At 64.2% G+C, this 21,167-nt stretch carries 19 protein-coding genes; 12 read left to right on the forward strand and 7 right to left on the reverse strand.

All coding sequences use genetic code 11. From position 1 onward, the window contains the following. Window positions 1-349 precede the first annotated feature (349 nt). Window positions 350-2,977 carry a putative bifunctional diguanylate cyclase/phosphodiesterase gene (locus JQ635_RS20755; protein ID WP_246583670.1) on the reverse strand — a complete coding sequence of 876 codons (2,628 nt, stop codon included), beginning with the start codon at window positions 2,975-2,977 and terminating at the stop codon, window positions 350-352. Window positions 2,978-3,228: 251 nt separating this feature from the next. On the opposite strand from JQ635_RS20755, the gene JQ635_RS20760 reads away from it, so the two are divergent. Beyond that, a complete protein-coding gene (locus JQ635_RS20760; protein WP_211411646.1) occupies window positions 3,229-4,032 on the forward strand; it encodes a PstS family phosphate ABC transporter substrate-binding protein in 804 nt (267 codons plus the stop codon). A gap of 47 nt (window positions 4,033-4,079) precedes the next feature. Here JQ635_RS20760 and JQ635_RS20765 read toward each other — a convergent pair whose 3' ends face one another. Together JQ635_RS20765 and JQ635_RS20770 are read right to left on the reverse strand one after the other, a co-directional pair. Beyond that, window positions 4,080-5,090 (reverse strand): 2Fe-2S iron-sulfur cluster-binding protein, encoded by a 1,011-nt coding sequence (locus tag JQ635_RS20765; RefSeq protein ID WP_211411647.1) that lies wholly within the window; start codon window positions 5,088-5,090, stop codon window positions 4,080-4,082. A 54-nt stretch (window positions 5,091-5,144) separates the two neighbouring features. After that, entirely contained in the window at window positions 5,145-6,887 is a 1,743-nt protein-coding gene (locus tag JQ635_RS20770) for an ethylbenzene dehydrogenase-related protein (RefSeq protein ID WP_211411648.1), read from the reverse strand. 659 nt (window positions 6,888-7,546) lie between these two features. On the opposite strand from JQ635_RS20770, the gene JQ635_RS20775 reads away from it, so the two are divergent. The 9 genes from JQ635_RS20775 (at window position 7,547) to JQ635_RS20815 (ending at window position 14,970) form a co-directional block, all read left to right on the forward strand. Further along, complete coding sequence (locus tag JQ635_RS20775) at window positions 7,547-8,767, forward strand: ABC transporter substrate-binding protein (protein WP_211411649.1); 1,221 nt, start codon at window positions 7,547-7,549, stop codon at window positions 8,765-8,767. Between the two features lie 99 nt (window positions 8,768-8,866). Next, window positions 8,867-9,232: a hypothetical protein gene (locus tag JQ635_RS20780; RefSeq protein ID WP_211411650.1), complete on the forward strand. Its 366-nt coding sequence runs from the start codon at window positions 8,867-8,869 to the stop codon at window positions 9,230-9,232. A 427-nt stretch (window positions 9,233-9,659) separates the two neighbouring features. Beyond that, a complete protein-coding gene (locus tag JQ635_RS20785) occupies window positions 9,660-9,914 on the forward strand; it encodes a hypothetical protein (protein WP_211411651.1) in 255 nt (84 codons plus the stop codon). Window positions 9,915-9,963: 49 nt separating this feature from the next. Then, window positions 9,964-10,209: a hypothetical protein gene (locus tag JQ635_RS20790; RefSeq protein ID WP_211411652.1), complete on the forward strand. Its 246-nt coding sequence runs from the start codon at window positions 9,964-9,966 to the stop codon at window positions 10,207-10,209. A gap of 159 nt (window positions 10,210-10,368) precedes the next feature. Further along, window positions 10,369-11,688 (forward strand): aminotransferase class V-fold PLP-dependent enzyme, encoded by a 1,320-nt coding sequence (locus JQ635_RS20795; protein ID WP_211411653.1) that lies wholly within the window; start codon window positions 10,369-10,371, stop codon window positions 11,686-11,688. A gap of 230 nt (window positions 11,689-11,918) precedes the next feature. Continuing rightward, the gene (locus tag JQ635_RS20800) at window positions 11,919-12,098 is read left to right on the forward strand and encodes a hypothetical protein (protein ID WP_211411654.1); all 180 of its coding nucleotides are present in this window, start codon (window positions 11,919-11,921) and stop codon (window positions 12,096-12,098) included. Between the two features lie 189 nt (window positions 12,099-12,287). Further along, window positions 12,288-12,959: an FABP family protein gene (locus JQ635_RS20805; RefSeq protein WP_211411655.1), complete on the forward strand. Its 672-nt coding sequence runs from the start codon at window positions 12,288-12,290 to the stop codon at window positions 12,957-12,959. Window positions 12,960-12,978: 19 nt separating this feature from the next. Then, window positions 12,979-13,689, forward strand: a complete 711-nt coding sequence (locus tag JQ635_RS20810; protein WP_211411656.1) for a RibD family protein — start codon at window positions 12,979-12,981, stop codon at window positions 13,687-13,689. 9 nt (window positions 13,690-13,698) lie between these two features. Further along, complete coding sequence (locus JQ635_RS20815) at window positions 13,699-14,970, forward strand: flavin monoamine oxidase family protein (RefSeq protein ID WP_211411657.1); 1,272 nt, start codon at window positions 13,699-13,701, stop codon at window positions 14,968-14,970. A gap of 49 nt (window positions 14,971-15,019) precedes the next feature. Here JQ635_RS20815 and JQ635_RS20820 read toward each other — a convergent pair whose 3' ends face one another. The 3 genes from JQ635_RS20820 to JQ635_RS20830 form a co-directional block, all read right to left on the reverse strand. After that, window positions 15,020-15,322, reverse strand: coding sequence for a hypothetical protein (locus JQ635_RS20820; protein WP_211411658.1), 303 nt, complete (start codon window positions 15,320-15,322; stop codon window positions 15,020-15,022). A gap of 163 nt (window positions 15,323-15,485) precedes the next feature. Then, window positions 15,486-16,055, reverse strand: coding sequence for a cysteine hydrolase family protein (locus JQ635_RS20825; protein ID WP_211411659.1), 570 nt, complete (start codon window positions 16,053-16,055; stop codon window positions 15,486-15,488). A 170-nt stretch (window positions 16,056-16,225) separates the two neighbouring features. Then, entirely contained in the window at window positions 16,226-16,573 is a 348-nt protein-coding gene (locus JQ635_RS20830) for a DUF3088 domain-containing protein (protein ID WP_211411660.1), read from the reverse strand. A 111-nt stretch (window positions 16,574-16,684) separates the two neighbouring features. Here JQ635_RS20830 and JQ635_RS20835 point away from each other — a divergent pair, with 111 nt between their 5' ends. Both JQ635_RS20835 and JQ635_RS20840 read left to right on the forward strand, forming a co-directional pair. Further along, the gene (locus JQ635_RS20835) at window positions 16,685-18,499 is read left to right on the forward strand and encodes an AMP-dependent synthetase/ligase (RefSeq protein WP_211411661.1); all 1,815 of its coding nucleotides are present in this window, start codon (window positions 16,685-16,687) and stop codon (window positions 18,497-18,499) included. A gap of 106 nt (window positions 18,500-18,605) precedes the next feature. After that, entirely contained in the window at window positions 18,606-20,165 is a 1,560-nt protein-coding gene (locus JQ635_RS20840) for an oleate hydratase (RefSeq protein WP_211411662.1), read from the forward strand. Between the two features lie 12 nt (window positions 20,166-20,177). On the opposite strand, the gene JQ635_RS20845 is transcribed toward JQ635_RS20840, so the two are convergent. Beyond that, window positions 20,178-21,074 carry a LysR family transcriptional regulator gene (locus JQ635_RS20845; protein WP_211411663.1) on the reverse strand — a complete coding sequence of 299 codons (897 nt, stop codon included), beginning with the start codon at window positions 21,072-21,074 and terminating at the stop codon, window positions 20,178-20,180. Window positions 21,075-21,167 lie beyond the last annotated feature (93 nt).

The raw sequence follows: 21,167 nt of genomic DNA on the forward strand, positions 1-21,167 counted from the left end.
CGCGCGTCCGCCCGAGTCAGTGCCTCCATAGCGCTTGGGTAACGGATCACGGCTCGTGTTGGACGACCCCGGCTCATCTGAACTGGCTCGCGCTCGGCGCCCGGTTGATAAATGCTTTTGCCGCCCATGGCGGTCAACGCTTGGTTCTGTAAGCCCCATTCGCCGTCTGCATCTGGGCCAGCGGCCTTCGAAATTATATCGCAATTTCAAATATATAAGAGTTCGCGGTTTTGCTCTGAATGGCGCACCATTTTCCCACCATTCAGTATAAAACCGCGAGCCATTGCAGAGCTCTCATAGGCCTGTTCGGTCTCCGATCGGCATCTGCGGCGGTGTCGTCGCCGACGCCTCAGCGGATAGCAGCCTGCCGCTCCGCTCCGTGTCGCCCGGGCGCCACTTCGACCGCCGAAGCCAAAAGGCTCGGCTGGAGCAGGACAGTGAACGCTTCGAGCGATATCGGCGGAGAGAAAATATAACCTTGCGCCATGGTCGCGCCGTGTTCGGCCGCGAACCGAAGGTCTTCGGCCGTTTCGATGCCTTCTACGACCGTTTCGAACCCCAATTCGTCCGCAAGTCCGAGCGCCAGGCGAAGGATCGTCTGCTTCTCGCGGTCTTCCGCGACACCCGCGACGAGCGTGCGATCGAGCTTCACGGCATCGAAGGGGAGCCTCGCCATCGTCGAAAGATTCGAATAGCCGGCTCCGAAATCGTCCATAGCGAAGCGTATGCCCAATTGCCTGAGCAGGCTTATTCTCTCGCGCACGACATCAGGATTGCGCATCGCGACCGATTCTGTGACCTCGATCTCGAGGTGTGGCGGCGGGAAGTCGGCCTCGCGAACGGTCGTGACGATATCCTTGATGAACAGCGGGTCCTCGATTTCCGTCGCCGCGACATTTACGGCGAGCACGAGGTTTGAGCCGGCTCGGATCAAGCCCCCGATTTCGGCGAGCGCGCGCCTGAGCACAAAGCGGTCGATCTCCATGATGAGGCCGATCTCTTCCGCGATCTTGATGAAGCGTTGAGGAGGAATGTCACCCTCCTTCGGATGATGCCAGCGCGCCAGCGCCTCCACCCCCAGGATGCGGCCATCCACGCAAGACACCTTGGGCTGGTAATGGACGACGAGCTCTTCATTGCGGATCGCCAAGGCGAGATCGGTTTCGAGCGCATGCCGGGCACGCGCGACCTCTGCGAGATCCGGAGTGAAGAACGCGTGGGTATTGCGTCCCGAGCTCTTCGCGACGTACATCGCAAGGTCGGCGCGGATCAGGAGATCGTCATAGGTTGTGCCGTGGGTGGGCCAGATCGCAACGCCGATGCTGACGCCGATGGTCGCATGGTTGCTCTGGAGCTTGAAGGAAACCTGCAGCGTCTCGATCATATCGCGGGAACAGAGGCTCGCGGCCTCGACCGTCTTCACCCCAGCGATGATGGCGACGAACTCGTCGCCCCCGACCCGGGCGAGCAGACTTTTGCCGGCAGCGACCTTGGACGTCAGCAAATTGCTCAAGCGCTCGGCCACCATCCTGAGCAGCTCGTCGCCAGCCTTGTGCCCGAAAGTGTCGTTGATGGATTTGAAGCCATCGAGGTCGAGGAAGAACAGCGCTCCGCCTTCTTCAGCGTCGATGAGCGCCGGCGCATCGACGCGCATCTTCTCCCGATTGGGAATGCGGCTCACCGTATCGTAGAAAGCGAGTTGACGAATTCTTCGCGTGCTGGCCCGCAAATGCGTCAGCATTCGCTCGAATGCGAGGCCGAGGCCGCGAACCTCGCCGATGCCCGTTGCGCGGAACGGAACGTCGAGATTGCCTCCCGCGATTTCCTGGGCGGTCTTGGCGAGCGCCGAAAGTCCTTTCGTGAAGTGCCTTACGGCGGCCAATAGCGCGACGACCAAGGCACCGAGCGCCAGCGCCGCGGATGCCAGGAACTGCCACATCAGCGAACGGGTATGGGTGGCGCCGATCTGGAACATCTGATCGCGTGTCGTCGTCACGAGCGATGCGCTCGCGAACGTACACACCTTGAGCGTCGCCTCATATTCAACACAGCGCGCGACGTAGTTGCCGTCATCGGAGCGCTGCAGCCCGCCCAAACGCGTCCTGGCGCTGCTGAATTTCACCCCTTCAGGCCCCGCGGAAGACACGATCTCGTTGTCACCCGTGATGATGACCACGCCGGCATTAGCTAGCGAAGTGAAGTTCTCGAGAGTCCGCTCCGTGCGCCCGAGCGGTCGGATGGCGACAAGCGCGCCGATGAGGTCGCCGAAGTCGTCGAACACGGGCTCGATTGCCGTGTGCGCTATAGTGTGGCGCTTCGGCAGGCCTAGCGCTGACAATTCACCCGCTTTGAGCTCATAGGTGCCTTCCTCACCCCGCGGGTGCGAGCGGCTATTGTCCTTGAGGATCGCCCTGAGATTGACAGAGAGGTCGGTCCCCTCGATCGCCCCGTTCAGAGCGAGGAGGTCGAGGGGCGTGTTGGCACCGATCACGCGGCCGGTTTCGTCGAAGGCGATCAGCCTTTCGAAGCCGGAGGTCGAAGCAACGATGCTGAGCAGCTCGCGGATAGTCACATCGTTGTTCGAGGCGACCGCCTTTGCGATATCGGCGCGCTGAGCGATCTGACGCAGGCGTGATGCGGTTTCCGCGCCGAGGACCTCGATTCGCGCGCGCGCCAACTGCGCCTCGCCGTCGAGGCGATGAGCGAGCTGGTCTTCTGAGAGTTCGCCCAGTGCCGCAGCCTGCTGCCCCAGTTGCTGCTGCAGGCGTAGCGCCGTCACGCCACCGATGAGGCCGAGCCCGAGCACGCCGGTCGCGAGCACGACGGCGACAAGGCGCATGGCGATAGAGGAGGGAAAACCTGGAACCCCGGACGGAACGGCCCAACGACGCCAGCGGGGCGGCGCCCTCGATGCCTTCGCCATATCGGTGTCAGTCGCCACCACTGCCAGCACCCTGAACTTGCGGGGACCGATCAAATGTCGCTCACTGAGGCCCCCACTGACTTGTCTTCCAGGCGCCGAATTTAGGCGAGTGAAACCCTCTAAATCGTCTATTTGTCGTCTATTTGTGGCTAGTTAATTACCAACTGGTTTTTCGAAACCATCAGATTGTGTGCTTTTACTTTCCGTTCGCCACACTGATGATTCCAAAAGGCACGGCGTTGCGACAACAGAAGGTTTAGGTTTCTTTGCCAGATTGTGCACCTCGTGGTTCGAAGGGGTCTGCAATGGCATTTTCGAGGTTAATGGCAGCCCTCTTGGGCCTTTGCCTTGCGGGGGTGAATGCCGCTGGCGCCGAAACACGCAGGCTCGACATCGTTGGGACCGGAGACGGCATCGATGTCCTGCGCGCCATCGCCGCGAGCTTCATGCAGCAGGAAGGATCGGCACAGGTCGAGGTCCCGCCGAGCATCGGTTCTGGCGGAGGCATCGCGGCCGTGGGGTCCGGTAAGGCGATCTTGGGGCGCGTCGCACGCCGCCTGACCGACGCCGAAGCGGCTTCCGGCATCGTCTACAAGGCGATCGCCCGCCTGCCCTCAGCTTTCATCGTCCATCCCGGCTGCGGAGTGAGTGCCGTCACAAGTGCTCAGCTCGTTGCGATCTATTCGGGCCGCGTTGCGAATTGGAAGGAGCTGGGCGGCGCCGATATGCGCATCCGCGTCGTGCGGCGCGAGGACCAGGACAGCACTCTCACCGTGCTACGGGCCAGCATGCCCGGCTGGCATGATCTCGAGATCACCGAGAAATCGAAGATGGCAACGACCACACAGGAAGCGATCGAGACGGTTCGCGATGTGCAAGGCGCGATCGGCTTCGGTCCTTTCTCGCGGCCGTTGGAACAGGGGCTCACGGTGCTTCGCGTGGACGGCCACTACCCGACGGACGCGGATTATCCCTCGAGCGTGGTGCTGGCGCTGATCTATTTAAATACGTTGCAGGATCCGGACGCCCTGGCCTTTCTGCGCTTTGCCGATGCGCAGAAGGCAGCCGACGTCATCACCGGCCTCGGTAGTCTGCCCGTCAAGCCGTGAGGCGCCGGGGCTCGGCGGCCGCCGGCGCTGCTGAACTCGGCATCGGCTCACAGACCGGGGCGATGAGGCTGCTCCCGGCTTCGCCAAAGACGGGTGACTTTGTCCATCAGCGATGGGGTTTGAGAGCTCGGCAGGAAAGGATCGGCGTAGCATTGCGCATTGGCCGAGCGCGCCTTGTTCTTTACGGTCTCGACGAGACCAACGGGGCCGGCGACGTAGACAGTATCCTCCAGCCCAAGCAGGGGCAGGTAGTGCGACGGGCGCCCGGGCCTGATCGGCAGGGTAGACCCGACCTCCGTCGTCGCAATGACGTCGCGGACACCGTCGTCGATCAGCCACTGCAACGAGGGAAGCATATAGAGATTGTCGGCATCCCGGCTGCCGGCGACGACCGTTATCTCGCGGTTGCGCTGGGTCGAGCGCGCCGAGCGGGCGAGCGCCCAGATCGGGGCCCAGCCTGCTCCGCCGGCGACCAGCACCAGCGGCCCCTGACCCTGTCGTAGGTAGGCTTGTCCGAAGGGGCCTTGCACATGCGCCGCATGGCCGGGCCTGATGGCTTTGCCGAGCTGGCCCGACACGGTGCCGTCAGGCAGGCACCGGATGTGGAAGACGAGTTCGGCTTGCTTGAAGGAACCATCGAGCCTGAAGGTCGGGCTGAACTCGCGCGCAGGATAGCCGGAAAACTTGACGCGCACATATTGGCCCGGCCGAAACTCGAGCGGCGCTGAGGTCGTCAGCACGACTTCGGCGATCTCCGACGAGAGCTGGTTGATCTCGGTGACGGCGCCCGCCCGCTTGACCGGCAGCGGCAATTCTTCGAATTCGATCTCAGCATCGCCTGCGACCGCTGCCTGGCAGGCGAGCACAGTGCGGCCATAGCCCGAGCCGCCGGCATCGACCGAGCCCGAAACGACCGTCACCCGGCAGCTCTGACATTGTCCCGATCTGCAGTCGTGTGGAACGAGTATCGAGCCGCCGAGCGCCGCGTCGATCAGGCTTTCGCCGGCGCGGGCTTCGACGAGCTTGCCGTTGATGACGAGCCGACAAGGCCTCTTCATCGCGAGGCCTCTAGGAGTGGCCTCCGGTCGAGCTCGTCGCCGATCATGAGAGCCCTATTTCTGCGACACGACACGCACCGGGCGGTTATGGGTCGCATGCCGCGTCTGTGCATGGTCGAAGACGGCGACCCACATGTAGAGATCGCGGCCTGGCACGAAGGCTTTGTCATATCTGCCATCGCTTTTCATGTTGCGCGTCAGCTCGAGCGTCCAATGTCCGTTGCTCCATTTTGAAACCCCAGTGACATTGGCTCGCTCTCCTTCGGTGTCGCCAGCAATAATCACGCCGGGCAGGATCGTGCCGACGGGAATCCTCGCGTCGGCCTCTGGAGTGTAGGGTTCGCTCTCCCAGTCGAACATGTACCAGCGGCCGTTCTCGTCGTCGCTGCTGTTGGGATCAAGATCGAATTTGCCGAGGGCTGCGACTTGCGCCTTCCAGTCCTTGGGAAGCCGCAGAACCGTGACGGGCCCTTTGTCGTTGCGGTGGATGAACTTGAAGTTATACGAATAAAGAGTGCGGCCAGGCTTATTCCAATAGCCGCCTTGGTAGCGGGCATCGTAATTCTGCTCGTCCAGGGTCGGGGCGTAGGGCGGGCCGATATATTGGCTGTCGACACGCCCGAGCATGCCCCCGCGGGACGCCTTCCACTGCCACATGTCTATGTAGCTGCCATCCGTCGTGAAGTGGAAGCCCCGGCCGTTGATCGGCATCGGTTTGCCGGGCAGCGGGTTGGCGCCGAGATCCGTCGCCCCTGCGCCGCCCAGCGATGGATTGTCCGAGAAAATGACCGACAGTTTGTCCTCGTAGAAGTCGGCGGCGTCTTGCAGACCCGCATGCTCGTCGACGGCGTGCCAGCCATCCTCTTGCTTGATGATCGGAATGCGGCGCAGGGAGCGCGTGGGATCCTCCCAGCGGAAGGCAAAATAGATCTTCTGCCCGTCGTGCAGGGCGCGCACCTCCACGAGCGATTCGCCCGATCCGCCGAGATTGGCACCTTGCTGCGTGCGAATGAAGACGGGGAGCGCGCGCGACCAGGCGGGATCTCCCATGGCGCCGTCGAGCTTGGGCGCGGCGCTCACCCGCGCGACGACGAGCGTATCGCGCGTCGCCCAGTCGAGCCCGGCGACGCCGCACGCGACTGCCACCCCGATTGCAGCGGCGACGAGAAGAGGCCTCGGCCGAACGGCCTTCGTGATCGCGAGCGGCGTCGGCCGAAACACACGGAAAATCTGCTGCCAGCCGCCATAGAGATAATGCGCGGCGACATGCGCGAAGATATAGGCGAGCCCGACGAAGGCGGCGGTCGAGTGGAGATAAGCCCACCAGCCGCCATAGCCGAGATACATCATGACGCCCGTCGCCGTGAGGAAGATCACGAGCGCATAGACGAACCAGTGCAGGACGACGTTGACGGCTCCCCATTTGAGGCGAGCCGGGGCGCGCATCGCGAGGATCCGCGTCTTCTTGGGGCTGTTGCGCTCGACGAGGCCGCTGCGCGCGAGGTAGGCGACGTAGGCCGACCCGCAGAAGAAGACCGCGAGCCCCCCGAGGAAATGCCAGGAAAAGATCTCGCCCTGCGGCAGGACCGGAGCGAGCCATTTCGAGAAGGGGGCGTGCAGCGCGTCCGCTGCGATGCGTATGCCGGTAACGAGGCTTACGACGAACGCGAGCGCGGTCGCCCAATGGAGGATTATCGTCCCGACATCGGTGCGTGGCGGGCTTTCTCGAGTCTTTGTTTGAGCGAGGCGTTTCTCGGTCAAGGCATCGGCGTTCGTTCGAGCGGTGACATCGTTCATTGCATAAAGCTTACCCACGGTAAACTAGCAGTTGCGCCCGAAAGGCTGCGAAGCATTGGGGATTTGGCGAGATGGGCGTGGTCGCCGAAGAAGCCAAGGCGACCAGCAACGATCATTATCCCAATCAATGCGGTCGGCCAACGAGCGTCTCTAATCCTGGTTAGCTCTGGTGCTGGGCAGCTCAGAGCGCGGCCGCTGCGCGGGTCGCCAAGCCGCGTCCATCATAAACTCGGCGAAAACCGTTGGGAGGACGCAGGTAGCCGATGCTCCCACGCGACTTGAATTTATATAGCAATTTCAAATGATTCCATTGGTTAGGACGCCCGGGTTCGAGCATAGCCACCGGTTTGGCGATATCGGCGCAGGCGACCCGTGAGGGGCGCCTTTCGCGTTTTGGCGGTCATCGCCGGTTTGAAGCCTAACGTCGAACCGCCCCAACGCTGCCGGTCGTTGCCGGTCGTAGGCTTGCCGAACACCGGGAAGATTTCCCAAACCACTGTGGGCAGGGCTCGTTGGACTGCGCTTGCCGGCTCTGATCCCATCCGGCTGAACAGCTTTCTCGCGGGCGGCGCCATGAGTTCGCTCTTCAGCCAGCGAAGAGGCATGCATGCCGTGAACGGCGCCCGGATCCACGAGCTCTCCAGCGAAGGGTTACAGCGATGAGCAAGAGCTTGCGCACGAATGCGGCCAGAGCGGCAATCCTTGTGGCCGGACTTTTCATCGCGCCCCCTTTGCTCGGCGGTGATCGTCAATATGGTCCAGGCGCGAGTGATACCGAGATCAAGATCGGCCAGACGATGCCCTATAGCGGTCCGCTTTCGGCATCCTCCGTGATCGGCAAGGTGCAGGCAGCCTATTTCCGCATGATCAATGATCGTGGCGGCGTCAATGGACGCAAGATCACTTTGATTTCCTACGACGATGCGGCGACGCCGTCCAAGACCGTCGAGCAGATCCGCAAGCTCATAGAGAGCGACGAAGTGTTGTTCACGTTCGAGACGCTCGGCAATGCCTCGAACATCGCGGTCCAGAAATATCTCAATGACCGCAAGATCCCTCAGCTTTTCGTGGCCGGGCGGTCGACGCGTTTCGAGGATCCGGTCAACTTCCCCTGGACGATGGGATTTGCTCCCAATCTGCGCACGGAGGTTCGCGTTTACGCGCGCTTCATCCTGGATAACTATCCGAATGCCAGAATCGGCCTGCTCTACCAGAACGATGAGAGCGGCAGGGACTATCTGACCGGGTTGAAGGAAGCGCTCGGCGCACGGGCCGCCGAACTCATCGTCAGTGACGCTTCATACGATGTGACGGACCCGACCGTCGACTCGCAGGTCGTGCGCCTCAAGGCGGCCGGTGTCGACGTTCTCGTCAACATGGCTGCCTCGAAGTTTGCCGCCCAGGTCATCAGAAAGATGGCCGAGCTGGATTGGAAGCCCGTTCACCTCCTTGGCGTCGGCTCGTCCTCGATCGACGCAGTTCTGATTCCCGCGGGCATCGAGAACGCACAAGGCATCATCTCGGCAAGCTCATTCAAGGAGGCCACGGACCCAACCTGGCGTGATGACGAAGGCATGAAGCGATGGAGCGCCTTCATGGACGGTTACTATCCGGGCGGTGACCGGAAAAGCATCTTCACGGTCTATGGCTATAGCGCCGCCGAGCTGCTGCTGCAGGTCTTGAAGCAATGCGGCGACAATCTCTCGCGCGAGAATGTCATGGCGCAAGCGACGAGCCTGAAAAACGTGAAACTCGATCTGCTGCTCCCGGGGCTCTCCGTCAACACCCGCCCGGCCGACTATCGTGTGGTCAAGGAGTTCCGAATGATGCGCTTCAGGGGGGACCGATGGGAGGCGTTTGGACCGATGGTCACCGATTGATCCCGTGCGCGGGCGCACAGGGGGCGGACGCACGAGACGATCAATACGTGTTATCTATGCACGCATCCGCGCTACTTGCATGAACCGGTCGGATGCTGCGTGCCGTCGAACATGCTGACATACACGCTGGTCTTGCCGTTGCAATTCGCCTTGCATTGCTGCTCGGCGGCGGCGCACTTGCTCATGAAGGGAGCCTGCTCCGAAGCAGGCACCTTGAGCTTCACTTGGGACCGGCAATTCGCGCCGGCCGCCGAGCAGGAAGCCGGTTCAGCATGCAGCGAAGAGACGGCAAAGACGGCCGACAAGACAAGCCCGGCGACAGGCGCGATAACCTTCTTCATGGAAGCCCCCCAGCTCGATCAACACGCACCGGTCCAGAAAAACCGTGCGAGCACCGGTAAGGTGACATCGCAACTTATGCGCGTCAAACAGTCCGCGCTGCACTCCATGGCCGCGTCATCCTGACAGGTATAAAGGTGGGGCGGTCATCTCCTCGCATCTGCAATATTGCGGTGCAATCCGCGAGAGCTCGAGACAGGCTGTGACGGCAGGATGGGTTACTTGCACTCGTCGATAGGATAGGACTGGCCGCCTCCTGAGCCTTCAGGCCGGGTCTGGTCAGGAGCAGCGCGGCGGCCATGATCGCGCCATTCGAAAAACCTAGCGCGATCGGCGCCCCAAATCCGTGATGCGAGCGACATGTCTCCAGGAAGTTGGCTAGTACCGAGGCGCGCTCTGTTATGTCCGCTTCATCGACTGTCCGGTCAGGATGTCGATGGAAAAATGCGAAGCCGCCTTCAATCGCAACGGTTCCTCGGACACTAAGGACCGACCTCCGGGGAGACAGGTCACGGGCCAAAGGCAGGAGGTCAAGTTCGGTGCCGCCAGTCCCGTGAAGCAGCAGAAGTGGCGAGGAGACAGGATCGGCCCCTGGGGCAAAGAGATGAAAGATCTCGCTCATGCCGGCAGTATGGCAAGGTCGTCCATCCAGCTCCAGGTCCGCATCCTTGTGACGGGCCGCCTGGCCAGGCTGATGATTTCAAAAGGTGCGGGCCATTCGAAAAGTACCGGACCACCGCGCCGTGCGCTGCCGATTCCCGAACCGGATCTCGCCCGCCCATTCCTGGCACTGGGTTTGCTCCGCTGAGTCCAATCCAGGCCCCAGCAGAGGTGGCCGTTTCAGATTGAGGCAAGTGATGCAGGAAGTGTCCCGTTCTGGTGCTGGTGAACTCCAGCTCGATGCGTTGATCGCCGATTTGTGGTGGCGTGTTCGGCTGCTGAACACCGACATTCTCGAGGAAGAAGCGAAAACCGGGGTGTTCGACGTGAACCAGCCGACCTATCCGCTGCTCGCGGCCAATCTTCGCGCGCGGCGCGACAATCTGGTGTCGACGATCGGCGTGCTCGAGCAGCGTGCGAAATCGATGTCGGAAGCGGCTTGAGCGCGGTCTTCGGCTGAGGGCCGCCATCCGCGGCCCTCAGTCCCCCAACCGCCCGCGTGATGCACGCATAGTCCCTGTGCGGGGCCGCCGGGATCATCGGATTGTCATCGCCCGGTCAATGAATGCTGCTCCTTTCGCCGCGCTTCGCGGAGAGTGGACATGCATCTGATCAAGACAATTTCTTCCGACCGCCGGTCGATCCTGAAGGGCCTCGCGGCCGCAGCCGTCGCGCCGCTGGCGGCGCCGGCTTCTGCTGCCGAGGGCCTGCCGGCGCAGCCGAGCGGACCTGTGGCCGCAATCGCCACCGACAAGGCCTATTGGACGGCCGTGAAGGGGCTCTATGCCGTGACGCCGGACGTCGTCAATCTGGAGAACGGCTTCTGGGGCATCATGGCCGAGCCGGTGAGGCGCGAGTTCATCCGCCTGTCCGACATGGTCAACTATCAAAACACCTACTACGCCCGGCAGCGCGCGGGCGCGGATTTCGAGGCCGTGCGGGCCAAGGTGGCGGCGGCGGTGGGAGCTGCGCCGGAGGAAATCGCGCTCACCCGCGGTGCGACCGAAGCGCTGCAGCTGCTCATCAGCGGCTACAACAGGCTGAAGCCCGGCGACAGCGTGCTCTACGCCGACCTCGACTACGATTCGATGCAATATGCCATGAATGCGCTGAAGGCGCGCCGCGGCGTCGACGTGGTCAAGTTCGACGTGCCGGAGCCGGCCACCCGTCAGGGCGTGCTCGACGCCTATGCCCGCGCCCTCGAGGCCAATCCGAAGACCAGGCTTCTCCTCCTCACCCATGTCAGTCATCGCACCGGCCTCATCATGCCGATCACCGAGATCGCGCGCATGGCCAGGGCGAAGGGCGTCGACGTCATCGTCGATGCCGCTCATTCCTGGGGACAGATGGACTTCAGGGTGGGCGAGCTCGAGGTCGATTTCGTCGGCTTCAACCTGCACAAATGGATCGGCGCGCCGGTCGGCGTGGGCTTCCTCTACATTCGGAAGGACCGCCTTGCCGACATCGATCGCGACCTCGGTGACGAGGACTTCCCGGAAACCGACATCCGCTCGCGGGTGCATACCGGCACGGTCAATTTCGCGACGGTGCTGACGGTGCCCACGGCCGTCGAACTCCACCAGCAGATCGGTGCTGCGGCGAAACAGGCGCGCCTGCGCTACTTGCGCGACTACTGGGTCAGCCGCAGCAGGGGCTTCAGGGATCTCGAGATCCTGACGCCGGACGAGGTCGGCCTCTATGGTGCGATCACGTCCTTCCGCCTCGCCGGCAAGACGAGCAAGGCCGACAACGACGCCATCGTGGCGAAGCTCAGGGACACGCACAAGGTCCTGACGGTTCGCCGGGCCGGCGTCGCCAAGGGCCAGTGCATCCGCGTGACGCCGGCGCTCTACACAGAGGAGGCCGATCTCGACCGCCTCGTCGAGGCGCTTGCCGCCATCACGGGTGCGAAGGCGGGCTGAAGGCGCGCGAGGCGATCGGCCTGTTTGATCGTCGACAGGATCGCGTGACGGCTTCCGGGCGGGGTGCGCAGCGCCACTTGCGCCGTCGCCTGCGTCTCCTCCGATTGGACGACGCGGTCGCGAGCACGTCGACGGCCAGCGCGTGATTGACGACACATATCATTCTCGCAGGTCGATCTAGCCTGTTGTCGGGTGGCTCGCAGTGATCCACCAGGCAAAGGACAAGACTCATGCGCAACTACATCCTCGTGGCTCTCGCAGCGATCACCATGGCAGGCGTGATGACACCCGCGAATGCGCTTACCATCGTCCGCGACCACCGCGACCCGCCCGTGGTGCGCGACCATCGCAACCAGACCGTCGTCCGGGACCATCGCAATCAGCCCGAGGTCCGCGATCATCGCCACTAAACGTTCCGGCGGCGGAGCCGAACCAGGTCGGTTCGGCTCCGCTTCGCGTCATGTTGCAGGGAGCTGCGAGGTGCCCCAGCGACCGTCTGCGCGGGGCGCCGGTGCCTATTCGCAATTGTGAGGCTGGAGCACGAGCCAGGCTCCCGCCGCCGTGCTATGGCTGCTCCCCGCAACGACGCGAGGCCAGCCATGCTCCCCATTCCCGCCGACATCTTCACCGAGCCTGAGGACGTCTCGCCCGACGCCCTCGCCAATCTCGGCCCGCTTCGCCGACTTGCCGGCACGTGGCAGGCGGACAAGGGCATCGACATCAATCCGAAGGCGGAGGGGCCGGAGCGGCGGACCTTCATCGAGCGCGTCAGGATGGACCCGATCGATCCGCAGGCCAACGGCCCGCAGCTGTTCTATGGCTTGCGCTATCACATCCACATCAACACGCCGGAAGAAGACATCACCTTCCACGATCAGGTCGGCTACTGGCTGTGGGAGCCCGCGACCGGGCTGATCATGCAGACGCTGGCGATCCCGCGCGGGCAGGTGCTGCTGGCCTCGGGCAAGGCCGCGCCGGACGACAAGAAGATCTCGGTCACCGCGAAGCGCGGCGATACCGCCTACGGGATCTGCTCGACCGACTTCCTGGAACAGGCCTTCCGCACCGATTCCTACCGCTGCGACATCACCTTCAACGACGACGGAAGCTGGACCTATCTGATCCAGACCGAGTTGTTCGTCCGCGGCGCGCCGTTCAATCATCACGACACCAACACGCTCCAGCTCATAGCGCCGCCGAAGCTCAATCCGCTCGCGGTGATCGCGAATGATCGTGCCAAAGGTGGCGGCGGCAGCGGAACGGCGGCTTGAGCGTCATCAGGAGATTTGCATGAAGCCGTATGTCATCTGCCTGATGCATTCGAGCCTCGACGGCCGCACGCATCCCAGCCGCTGGCGTCCGAAGGGCGCAGGCACGGACTGGTTCGAGAAGATCCATGAGGAGCTCGGCGGTGATGCCTGGGTGATCGGCCGCGTCACCGGTTCGGAGTTCGCCAAGGGCAAGCCCTATCCCGCGATGTCGGGTGAGGCGTTTCCGCGTCAGAACTGGTTCGCGCGGCGCGATGCGAAGACCTACGGCGTCGTGCTCGATGCGCAGGGCAAGATCGGCTGGGGCCGTTCGGATATCGGCGGCGATCCGATCGTGGTGGTGCTGACCGAGAGCGTGCCGGATTCGCATCTTGCGGGGCTCCGCGGCGAGGGCGTGTCCTACATCTTCGCCGGCAAGTCCGAGATCGACCTGGCGCTGGCGCTCGACATCCTCAATCACGAGCTAGGGGTGAAGCGGCTGCTGGTGGAGGGCGGCGGCGTCGCCAATGGCGCCTTCCTGCGCGCCGGTCTGATCGACGAATTCAATTTGATCCTCAGCCCCGCAATCGACGGCGCCAAGGGCGCACCGTTCGTGTTCGACTCGACGGAAGCGGATAGCGACAAGCGCGCGCCGCTTGCAGCGATGACGCTGGAGAGCGTGCGGGAGCTCGGTGGCGGCGTGCTGCTGCTGCGCTATCTGATCAAGAACGATCCGCAAGGCGTGGCCGGGTAAAGCGCCGCCATGTCGGACACATCGGAGCACATTGTCATCGTCGGCGCCGGTGCGGCCGGCCTGATGGCGGCGCGTGAACTCGCGCGCGGCGGCAAGAGGGTAACGATCCTCGAAGCGCGCGAGCGCTGCGGCGGTCGCATCCACCCACTGCCGGCATCGGAGTTCGGCTACCCCGCCGACGGCGGCGCCGAGTTCGTCCATGGCGAGGCGCCGGTCACGCGCGCCCTGCTGCGCGAGGCGGGGCTGTCGCTTCAGGAGATCGAGGGCACGCAATGGAGCTTTGACGGCGCGGATTTCTCGCGCGAGGACCGGCACGATCCGCATGAGGCGGAGCTGCAGGCCGTGCTCGGGGCGTTGAAGGACGATCTCACCGTCGCCGATTTCCTGCGGAGGTACTTTGCCGGACCTGAATACGAGCGGCTGCGCCATTCCATCGAGCGCATGGTCGAAGGCTACGATGCGGCCGATCCGGCGCGCGCCTCGATCCTGGCGCTGCGCGAGGAATGGATGGACGGCGGGCATCACGCGCAGGCGCGCATCGTCGGCGGCTATGGCGCGTTGATCGAATTTTTGGCGGGCGAGTGCCGCAGGCATGGCGCCATCATCCGCTTCGGCTGCGTGGTCTCGGCCATCGATGAGGCGGACGGCGCGCTTGTCATCCGTTGCGCCAATGGCAACGTGCACGCCTGCGATCGCGTGATCGTCACCGTCCCGCTGCCGCTGTTGCGGGACATCGCTCTGCCCGTGGCTGCGCGGACGAAGGCCGCTGCTGCCGACGACATCGGCTTCGGCAGCGTGATAAAAATCCTGCTGCGCTTCGCGCGGCCATGGTGGCGCGAGCGCAAGCCTGACCTCACCGACATGACCTTCCTGCTGTCGGACCAGACCATTCCGGTGTGGTGGACGCGCTATCCGGACAAGCATGCCGCGCTCACCGGCTGGTTCGGCGGCCCGCGGACGGCGGAGCTGTCGCATCTCGATTCGCAGGGACTGATCGACGCCGGGCTGTCTTCGCTCGCCACGATCTTCGATCTGCCCCGCGAGGCTGTCGCGCGCGAGCTCGTCGCGGCCGCGGCGACCAACTGGACGCATGACCGCTTCGCCCGCGGCGCCTATTCCTGGGCGACGCCGCGCACGCGCGATGCGCAAGCTGTGCTCGCGGGCGCCGATGGTGCCGTGCTGTTCTCCGGCGAAGCGCTCTATCGGGGACGCGACATGGGCACGGTCGAGGCCGCGCTGGTGAGCGGGCTGGCGACGGCGGAGACGATGTTGCGCGGATGAAAAAGGCCCGCGCATTCGCGGGCCTTTCGTTCATTCCGTGCTGGTCGATTCACCAGCGGCTGCCGCCAAAGCCGAACGATACGCTGGGGCCGCCGCCGTAATAACCGTACGGTCCGCCACCATAATAGCCGTGGTGCCGCGGGTAATAGCCGTAGCTCCGGTAGTGCGGACGATAATAGCCGTGGTGGGGATGGCGCCAATGATGATGGCGGTAGCCATGATGGTGCCGGTGCTGCGCGCTGATGTCGGTCGGCGCGTTCTGCTTCGCGCTCGTGGTGTTGGCCGCCTGCGCCGCCGATCCGCCGGCAAGCGCCGCAGCTCCGACGGCCATCGCGACAATGAGATACTTCATGTCATCACTCCAGTTGAATGTCGTGTGACAACACATGGGTGCTGGCTGCGTTCCGGCCAGTGCGGGCGTCGAAACGACGCAGTTCGCGATGTCCAACTCGGGATGATAATCGCGCGTCGTGGGATTTATTGTCGCATCATCCGCGTTGATCGCATTGTCGCCATTACTTCGCCGCGAATGATGCGATCACCTCATCCGTGGTGACGATGCGTGCGAATTCACCGTTGAGATTCGACAGCGTCATTGCGTGGATCGCCTCGGCGGGATGCGCATCGCCGTCGGGCCCGATCCGGTCGAACGTCCAGGTCGCATCGCGCACCAGGCGCGCATCGAAGCCGAGATTGCCGGCCATCCGCGTCGTCGTCTCGACGCAATGATTGGTGGTGGCGCCGCAGATGACGAGCGTGGTGATGCCGCTCGCACGCAGGCGCGTCTCGAGGTCCGTGCCGATGAAGGCGCTGTTGACGCGCTTGACGATCACGGGCTCGCCGTCCTGCTCGCGCGCCTCGTCCTTGACGGCGTAGCCGGAGCGTGAGGGCAGAAACGACGAATTCGGCTTCGTGCCCTCGTGGCGGATGTGGAAGATCGGCGCGCGTTTCGTCCGGAAGGCCGCGAGCAGTTCGGCGATGCGCGCCACGGCCTCGGGATTGTTGCGCCGCTTGCCCGCAGCCTCCCATTCGTCGAAGGCGCGCTGGACGTCGACGACGATGAGGGCGGGGAGGGGAACGGGCATGGTGGGGCGGGCTCGGTTGGCTTGTCGCGTCGACTATGCGCAGCGATCGGGAAGGCGCAATGCCAATCTTCCCTCGTTTCGCGACGTGCCTGTAGCCGGATGAGCGAAGCGATATCCGGGGCCGCTGTTCCCGCATGTCGCTGCGCTCATGCGGGCTACGGGACCATTCCCTACGGATGTGGATCGGGAAAGCCGTGGCGTTCGGAGAGCGCGGCGAGGATTGCGTCCTTGTCGGCGATGAAGGCGCGGCCCTGATGGCTGCCGGTTTGGTGCCGGGACGTCGCGCCATCGGCGAGCACGAGCAGCGGCAGCCACTGGTTCTCCTCGCCGACCAATTCGATCAAGGCCTGCCTCGGCTTGGGCCAGGCGATGCGCTCGACGTCGAGCTTTTCGGCAAGCTGTGGAAACGAGGCGAGCACGCCCTCTATCAGCGCGCAATGCCAGCAGTAGAAGCGTTGGCCCGGATAGGCGGGGTCCTCGAAGCCGGGGCGCAGCAGGAACAGGCGGTCGCGCGTCATGGGTCGCTCCGGAGCATGGCCGCCTTGCTGAGGATCAAGGTCTGAGCGGCTGGCGGCTCTAGTCTTCAGGCTTAAGTCGATGGAGAATCGACGAGGTCAGGAAAGGACGCCATGCCGGGGCCGATCAGTCAACCGCAGACGCTCGCGGACGTCAGGACATTGCCGGAGCTGCTGCGCTGGCGCGTCAAGGCGACACCGGCGGCGGAAGCCTATCGCCATTTCGACGGCAAGGCCGCGCGCTGGGTCAGCCAGTCCTGGCGCGAGATCGACGTGGAATTCGAACCCTGGCGGCGGGCGCTGGCGGCCGAGGGCTTTGCGCCAGGCGAGCGCGTCGCTATCCTGATGCCGAACGGCATTCCGCATATCGCAATGGACCAGGCGGCGCTGTCGCGGGGTCTCGTGCCGGTGCCGATGCATGCGGTCGACAATCCCGACAGCATTGCCTACATCCTCGTCGATTCCGGCGCGCTGCTGCTGTTCGTCGACACGCTGGAACGCTGGCAGGCGATCGTTGCCACCGGACAACCGCTCGATCATCTCAAACGCGTCGTCTGCGCGGATGTGGCCGGGCTCATCACGCCTGATGCGCGCATCGTCGGGCTCGACCACTGGCTTGCGACCGCACCGGGCGCGACCGCGCCGCTGTCTGATGTCGCCGTGGCGCCGAACGATCTTGCCGCCATCGTCTACACCTCGGGCACGACCGGGCGGCCGAAGGGCGTGATGCTGTCCCACGACAACGTCATCGCCAATGTGCAGGCGATCGCGCGGCGGATCGCCGCCGAGCCGCACGATGTCTTCCTGTCGTTCCTGCCGCTGTCGCACACCTTCGAGCGCACCGGCGGCTATTACTATCCGATCGCGGCCGGCGCCTGCGTCGCCTATGCGCGCTCGGTGCCGCAGCTCGCGGAAGATCTGAAGCATGTGCGGCCGACGGTGCTGATCTCGGTGCCGCGGATCTATGAGCGCATCTACGCGCTGATCATGCAGCACCGCGCATCGGCCGGAGCCCTCGAGCGGGCGCTGCTCGATCTCACCATTGCCGTCGGCGGCCGGCGTTTCGATGCGCGGCAGCGGCGCGTCGCGCCGTCGCTGCTGGACCGGCTGGCCTGGCCGCTGCTGAAGCGGCTCCTCGCCGACAAGGTGCTGGCGCAGCTCGGCGGCCGGCTGCGCGTCGCGGTCTCCGGCGGCGCGCCGATCGCGGAGCCGGTCATTCGCCTGTTTCTCGCGCTGGGGCTCGACATCCTCCAGGGCTACGGCATGACCGAAACCTCCCCGGTGGTCTCAGTCAACACGCCCGAGGACAACGATCCGCATTCGGTCGGCCACGTACTCGATGGCGTCGAGGTCAGGCTCGGTGAGAACGACGAGCTGCTGGTGCGCGGGCGCAACGTGATGCTCGGCTACTGGCACAAGGAAGAAGAGACGCGCCGCGTGAAGGAAGCCGACGGCTGGCTGCACACCGGCGACCAGGCGCGCATCGAGAACGGCCGCATCACCATCACCGGCCGCATCAAGGACATTCTCGTGACATCCACCGGCGAGAAGATCGCGCCGGTCGACCTGGAGACTGCGATCCTCGCCGATCCCCTGTTCGAGCAGGCGCTGGTGGTCGGCGAGCAGCGGCCCTTCCTCACCGCGCTGGTCGTGCTCAACGCCAAGGCCTGGGTGCAGGAGAAGGACAGGTTGGCTGCGAGCGGCAAGCAGGGCGGCGCGGCGGAGCGGGCCGCTCTGCTGGCGCGCATCGCGGCGGCGGTGAAGGCCTATCCGTCCTACGCGACGCCGCGCGCGGTGTGGTGGACGCTGGATCCCTGGACCATTGCCAGCGGCCTGCTCACGCCGACGCTGAAGAACAAGCGTCCCGCGCTTGAACATCGCTTCGCAAGCGAGATCGAGCAGATCTACGCGAAGAAGCCGCGGCAATAACGTCGACGTGATTCCTGCCTCAAGCCCTGCTTGATCCAGCGCAACTTTGACGGCGCCCCGCCATGCAATGTCGCTTTGGAAAGTGGAATTGCAATCGAGGCAAGTCATGAAGGCGTATTTCATCGGTGGTGGCATCGGATCGCTCGCGGGCGCGGCGTTCCTGGTTCGCGACGCGCAGCTGCCGGGGCGCGATATCGTGATCTATGAGGCGCAGCCGCTGGTCGGCGGCAGCCTCGACGGTGCGCTGCTGGCAAGCGGCGCCTATTCGCTGCGCGGCGGGCGCATGCTCACCACCGATCACTACGAATGCACCTGGGATCTCCTGTCGTCCATCCCCTCGCTCGAACATCCCGGACTCAGCGTGCGCGAGGAGACGATTGCGTTCAATCTGGAAAATCCGGCGCATTCGCGGGCGCGGCTGGTCGACCGCAACCGCTTCAAGATCGACGTGACCCATATGGGCTTCTCGGCGCGCGACCGGCTCGAGCTGCTGCGGCTCACCGAGGCTTCCGAAGAGACGCTCGGCAACAGCCGCATCACCGACTGGCTGTCGCCGAAATTCTTCGAGTCGAATTTCTGGTACATGTGGCAGACCACCTTCGCCTTCCAGCCCTGGCACAGTGCCGTCGAGCTGAAGCGCTATCTGCACCGCTTCATGAACGAATTCCCGCGCATCGAGACTCTCGCCGGCGTCAAGCGCACCGTCTACAATCAGTATGACGCGATCGTGCGGCCGCTCGCCGACTGGCTGAAGCGGCAGGGCGTGCAATTCGTGCGCGGCACGGCCGTCACCGACATGACGCTCGAGGACGAGGGCGGGCGCGTGCGCGTCCGCCAGCTCATGCTCGACCGTGACGGCCGCACCGCCAATGTCCGCCTCGAGGACGGCGACCTCGTGTTCTTCCAGAACGGCTCGATGACGGACGCCTCGAGCCTTGGTACCATGACCGAGCCGGCGCCGCACCTGACCAAGACAGACAGCCGGGGCTGGGCGCTGTGGGAGACGATCGCGCAAGGACGTCCCGAATTCGGCAATCCGTCCGCCTTCAACAATTCGATCCCGGAGTCCTACTGGCTGTCCTTCACCGTCACCTGTCGCGATCCGCGCTTCTTCGAGAAGATGGAGGCGTTCTCCGGCAACAGGGCCGGCACCGGGGGGCTGGTCACGTTCAGGGATTCCAACTGGCTGATGTCGGTGGTGCTGTATCACCAGCCGCATTTCGCAGGCCAGCCAAAGGACGTGCAGGTGTTCTGGGGCTATGCGCTGCATCCCGATCGCGTCGGCAATTTCGTCGGAAAGCCAATGTCGGATTGCGGCGGCGCCGACATCCTGAACGAGCTGTGCGGGCACCTGAATTTCGATCGCGGCGTGTTCGAGACCGCGACCTGCATTCCCTGCCGCATGCCCTACATCACCAGCATGTTCATGCCGCGCAATCTGACCGACCGGCCGCTGCCGGTGCCCAAGAATTCGGTCAACCTCGCCTTCGTCAGCCAGTTTGTCGAAATCCCCGACGACGTCGTCTTCACCGTCGAATATTCGGTGCGCGCGGCGCAGATGGCGGTCTATCAGCTGATGAAGGTCGATCGCCCGGTGCCGCCGGTGACCCGTCACGACAAGTCCCTCGCGGTGATCTTTGCGACGCTGGAGAAGGCGTTCGCGTGAGACCGCAGTTCGTCAGCGCAGGGTCACAAAGTGCTGGCGCACCATCTGCAGCAGCGCCTGTGCCGTGCGCGAGAGCGGCTTGTCGCGCCGGGTGATGACGCCGAGACTGCGATGGATGCTGGGGTTGCGCAGCGGCACGGCCGCGAGGCCCGCGACACCAGGCAGGCTGCCGGCGATCTTGGGCACGATTGCGATCCCGACATGCGAGAGCACCATCCCGACCGCCGTTTGGAGGTGCTGCACCTCGTAACGCCAGTTCAGCTTCTCGCGGCGATGGCCGAGCGCGTCATCGATCAGCACGCGGTTGCCGGCCTGCGGGCTTATGCGGATCAGCGGCGCGCTGCCGAGCTGCGACCAGTTGACGAAGCGCCGCTTCGCCAGGGGATCGTCCTTGGCGCACAGCAGGACAAAGGGTTCCGTCGCCAAGACCTTGACCTCGACGTCGGCGACGTTCGGCGACACGATGGTGAGGCCGAACTCGGCAGTGCCTGATTGTACCAGCTGCGCGATCTCGCGTGCCGAATTGTCGTAGATCTTCACCGACACCCCCGGATGGGCGGCGCTGAAGTCGCGCAGCACGCGAGGCAGCTGATAGGCCGCGATCGTCGGCAGGCATCCGATGGTGACGCGCTCGACTTTCTTGGCACCTTCGCCGCGTACACCCTCGAGCGTGTCGGACAATTCGTCGAGCAACGCGCAGGCCTTTGGCAGCAATTCGAGGCCGGCCGCGGTGAGCGAAACCTGCCGCGTCGTACGCACGAACAGCGCAACGCCGAGGCCCTCCTCGAACTTCTTCATCCGGTGGCTCAGCGCCGTCTGCGACAGGTTGAGATGGGCGGCGGCGCGCAGGAAACTGCCGCGCTCGGCCACGCTCACGAAGGCCTGCAGGCCCAGAAAATCGATCCGCATTCCGTCCCCGGTCTTGTCAGTCGCCGGGCTTTGATCGGCCGGCGTTCGCGCCGGCCACACTGCACGCGCCCGAACCAACATTCAACTCGGCCA

The sequence above is a fragment of the Bradyrhizobium iriomotense genome, from assembly GCF_018130765.1.
Taxonomy (GTDB): domain Bacteria; phylum Pseudomonadota; class Alphaproteobacteria; order Rhizobiales; family Xanthobacteraceae; genus Bradyrhizobium; species Bradyrhizobium iriomotense_A.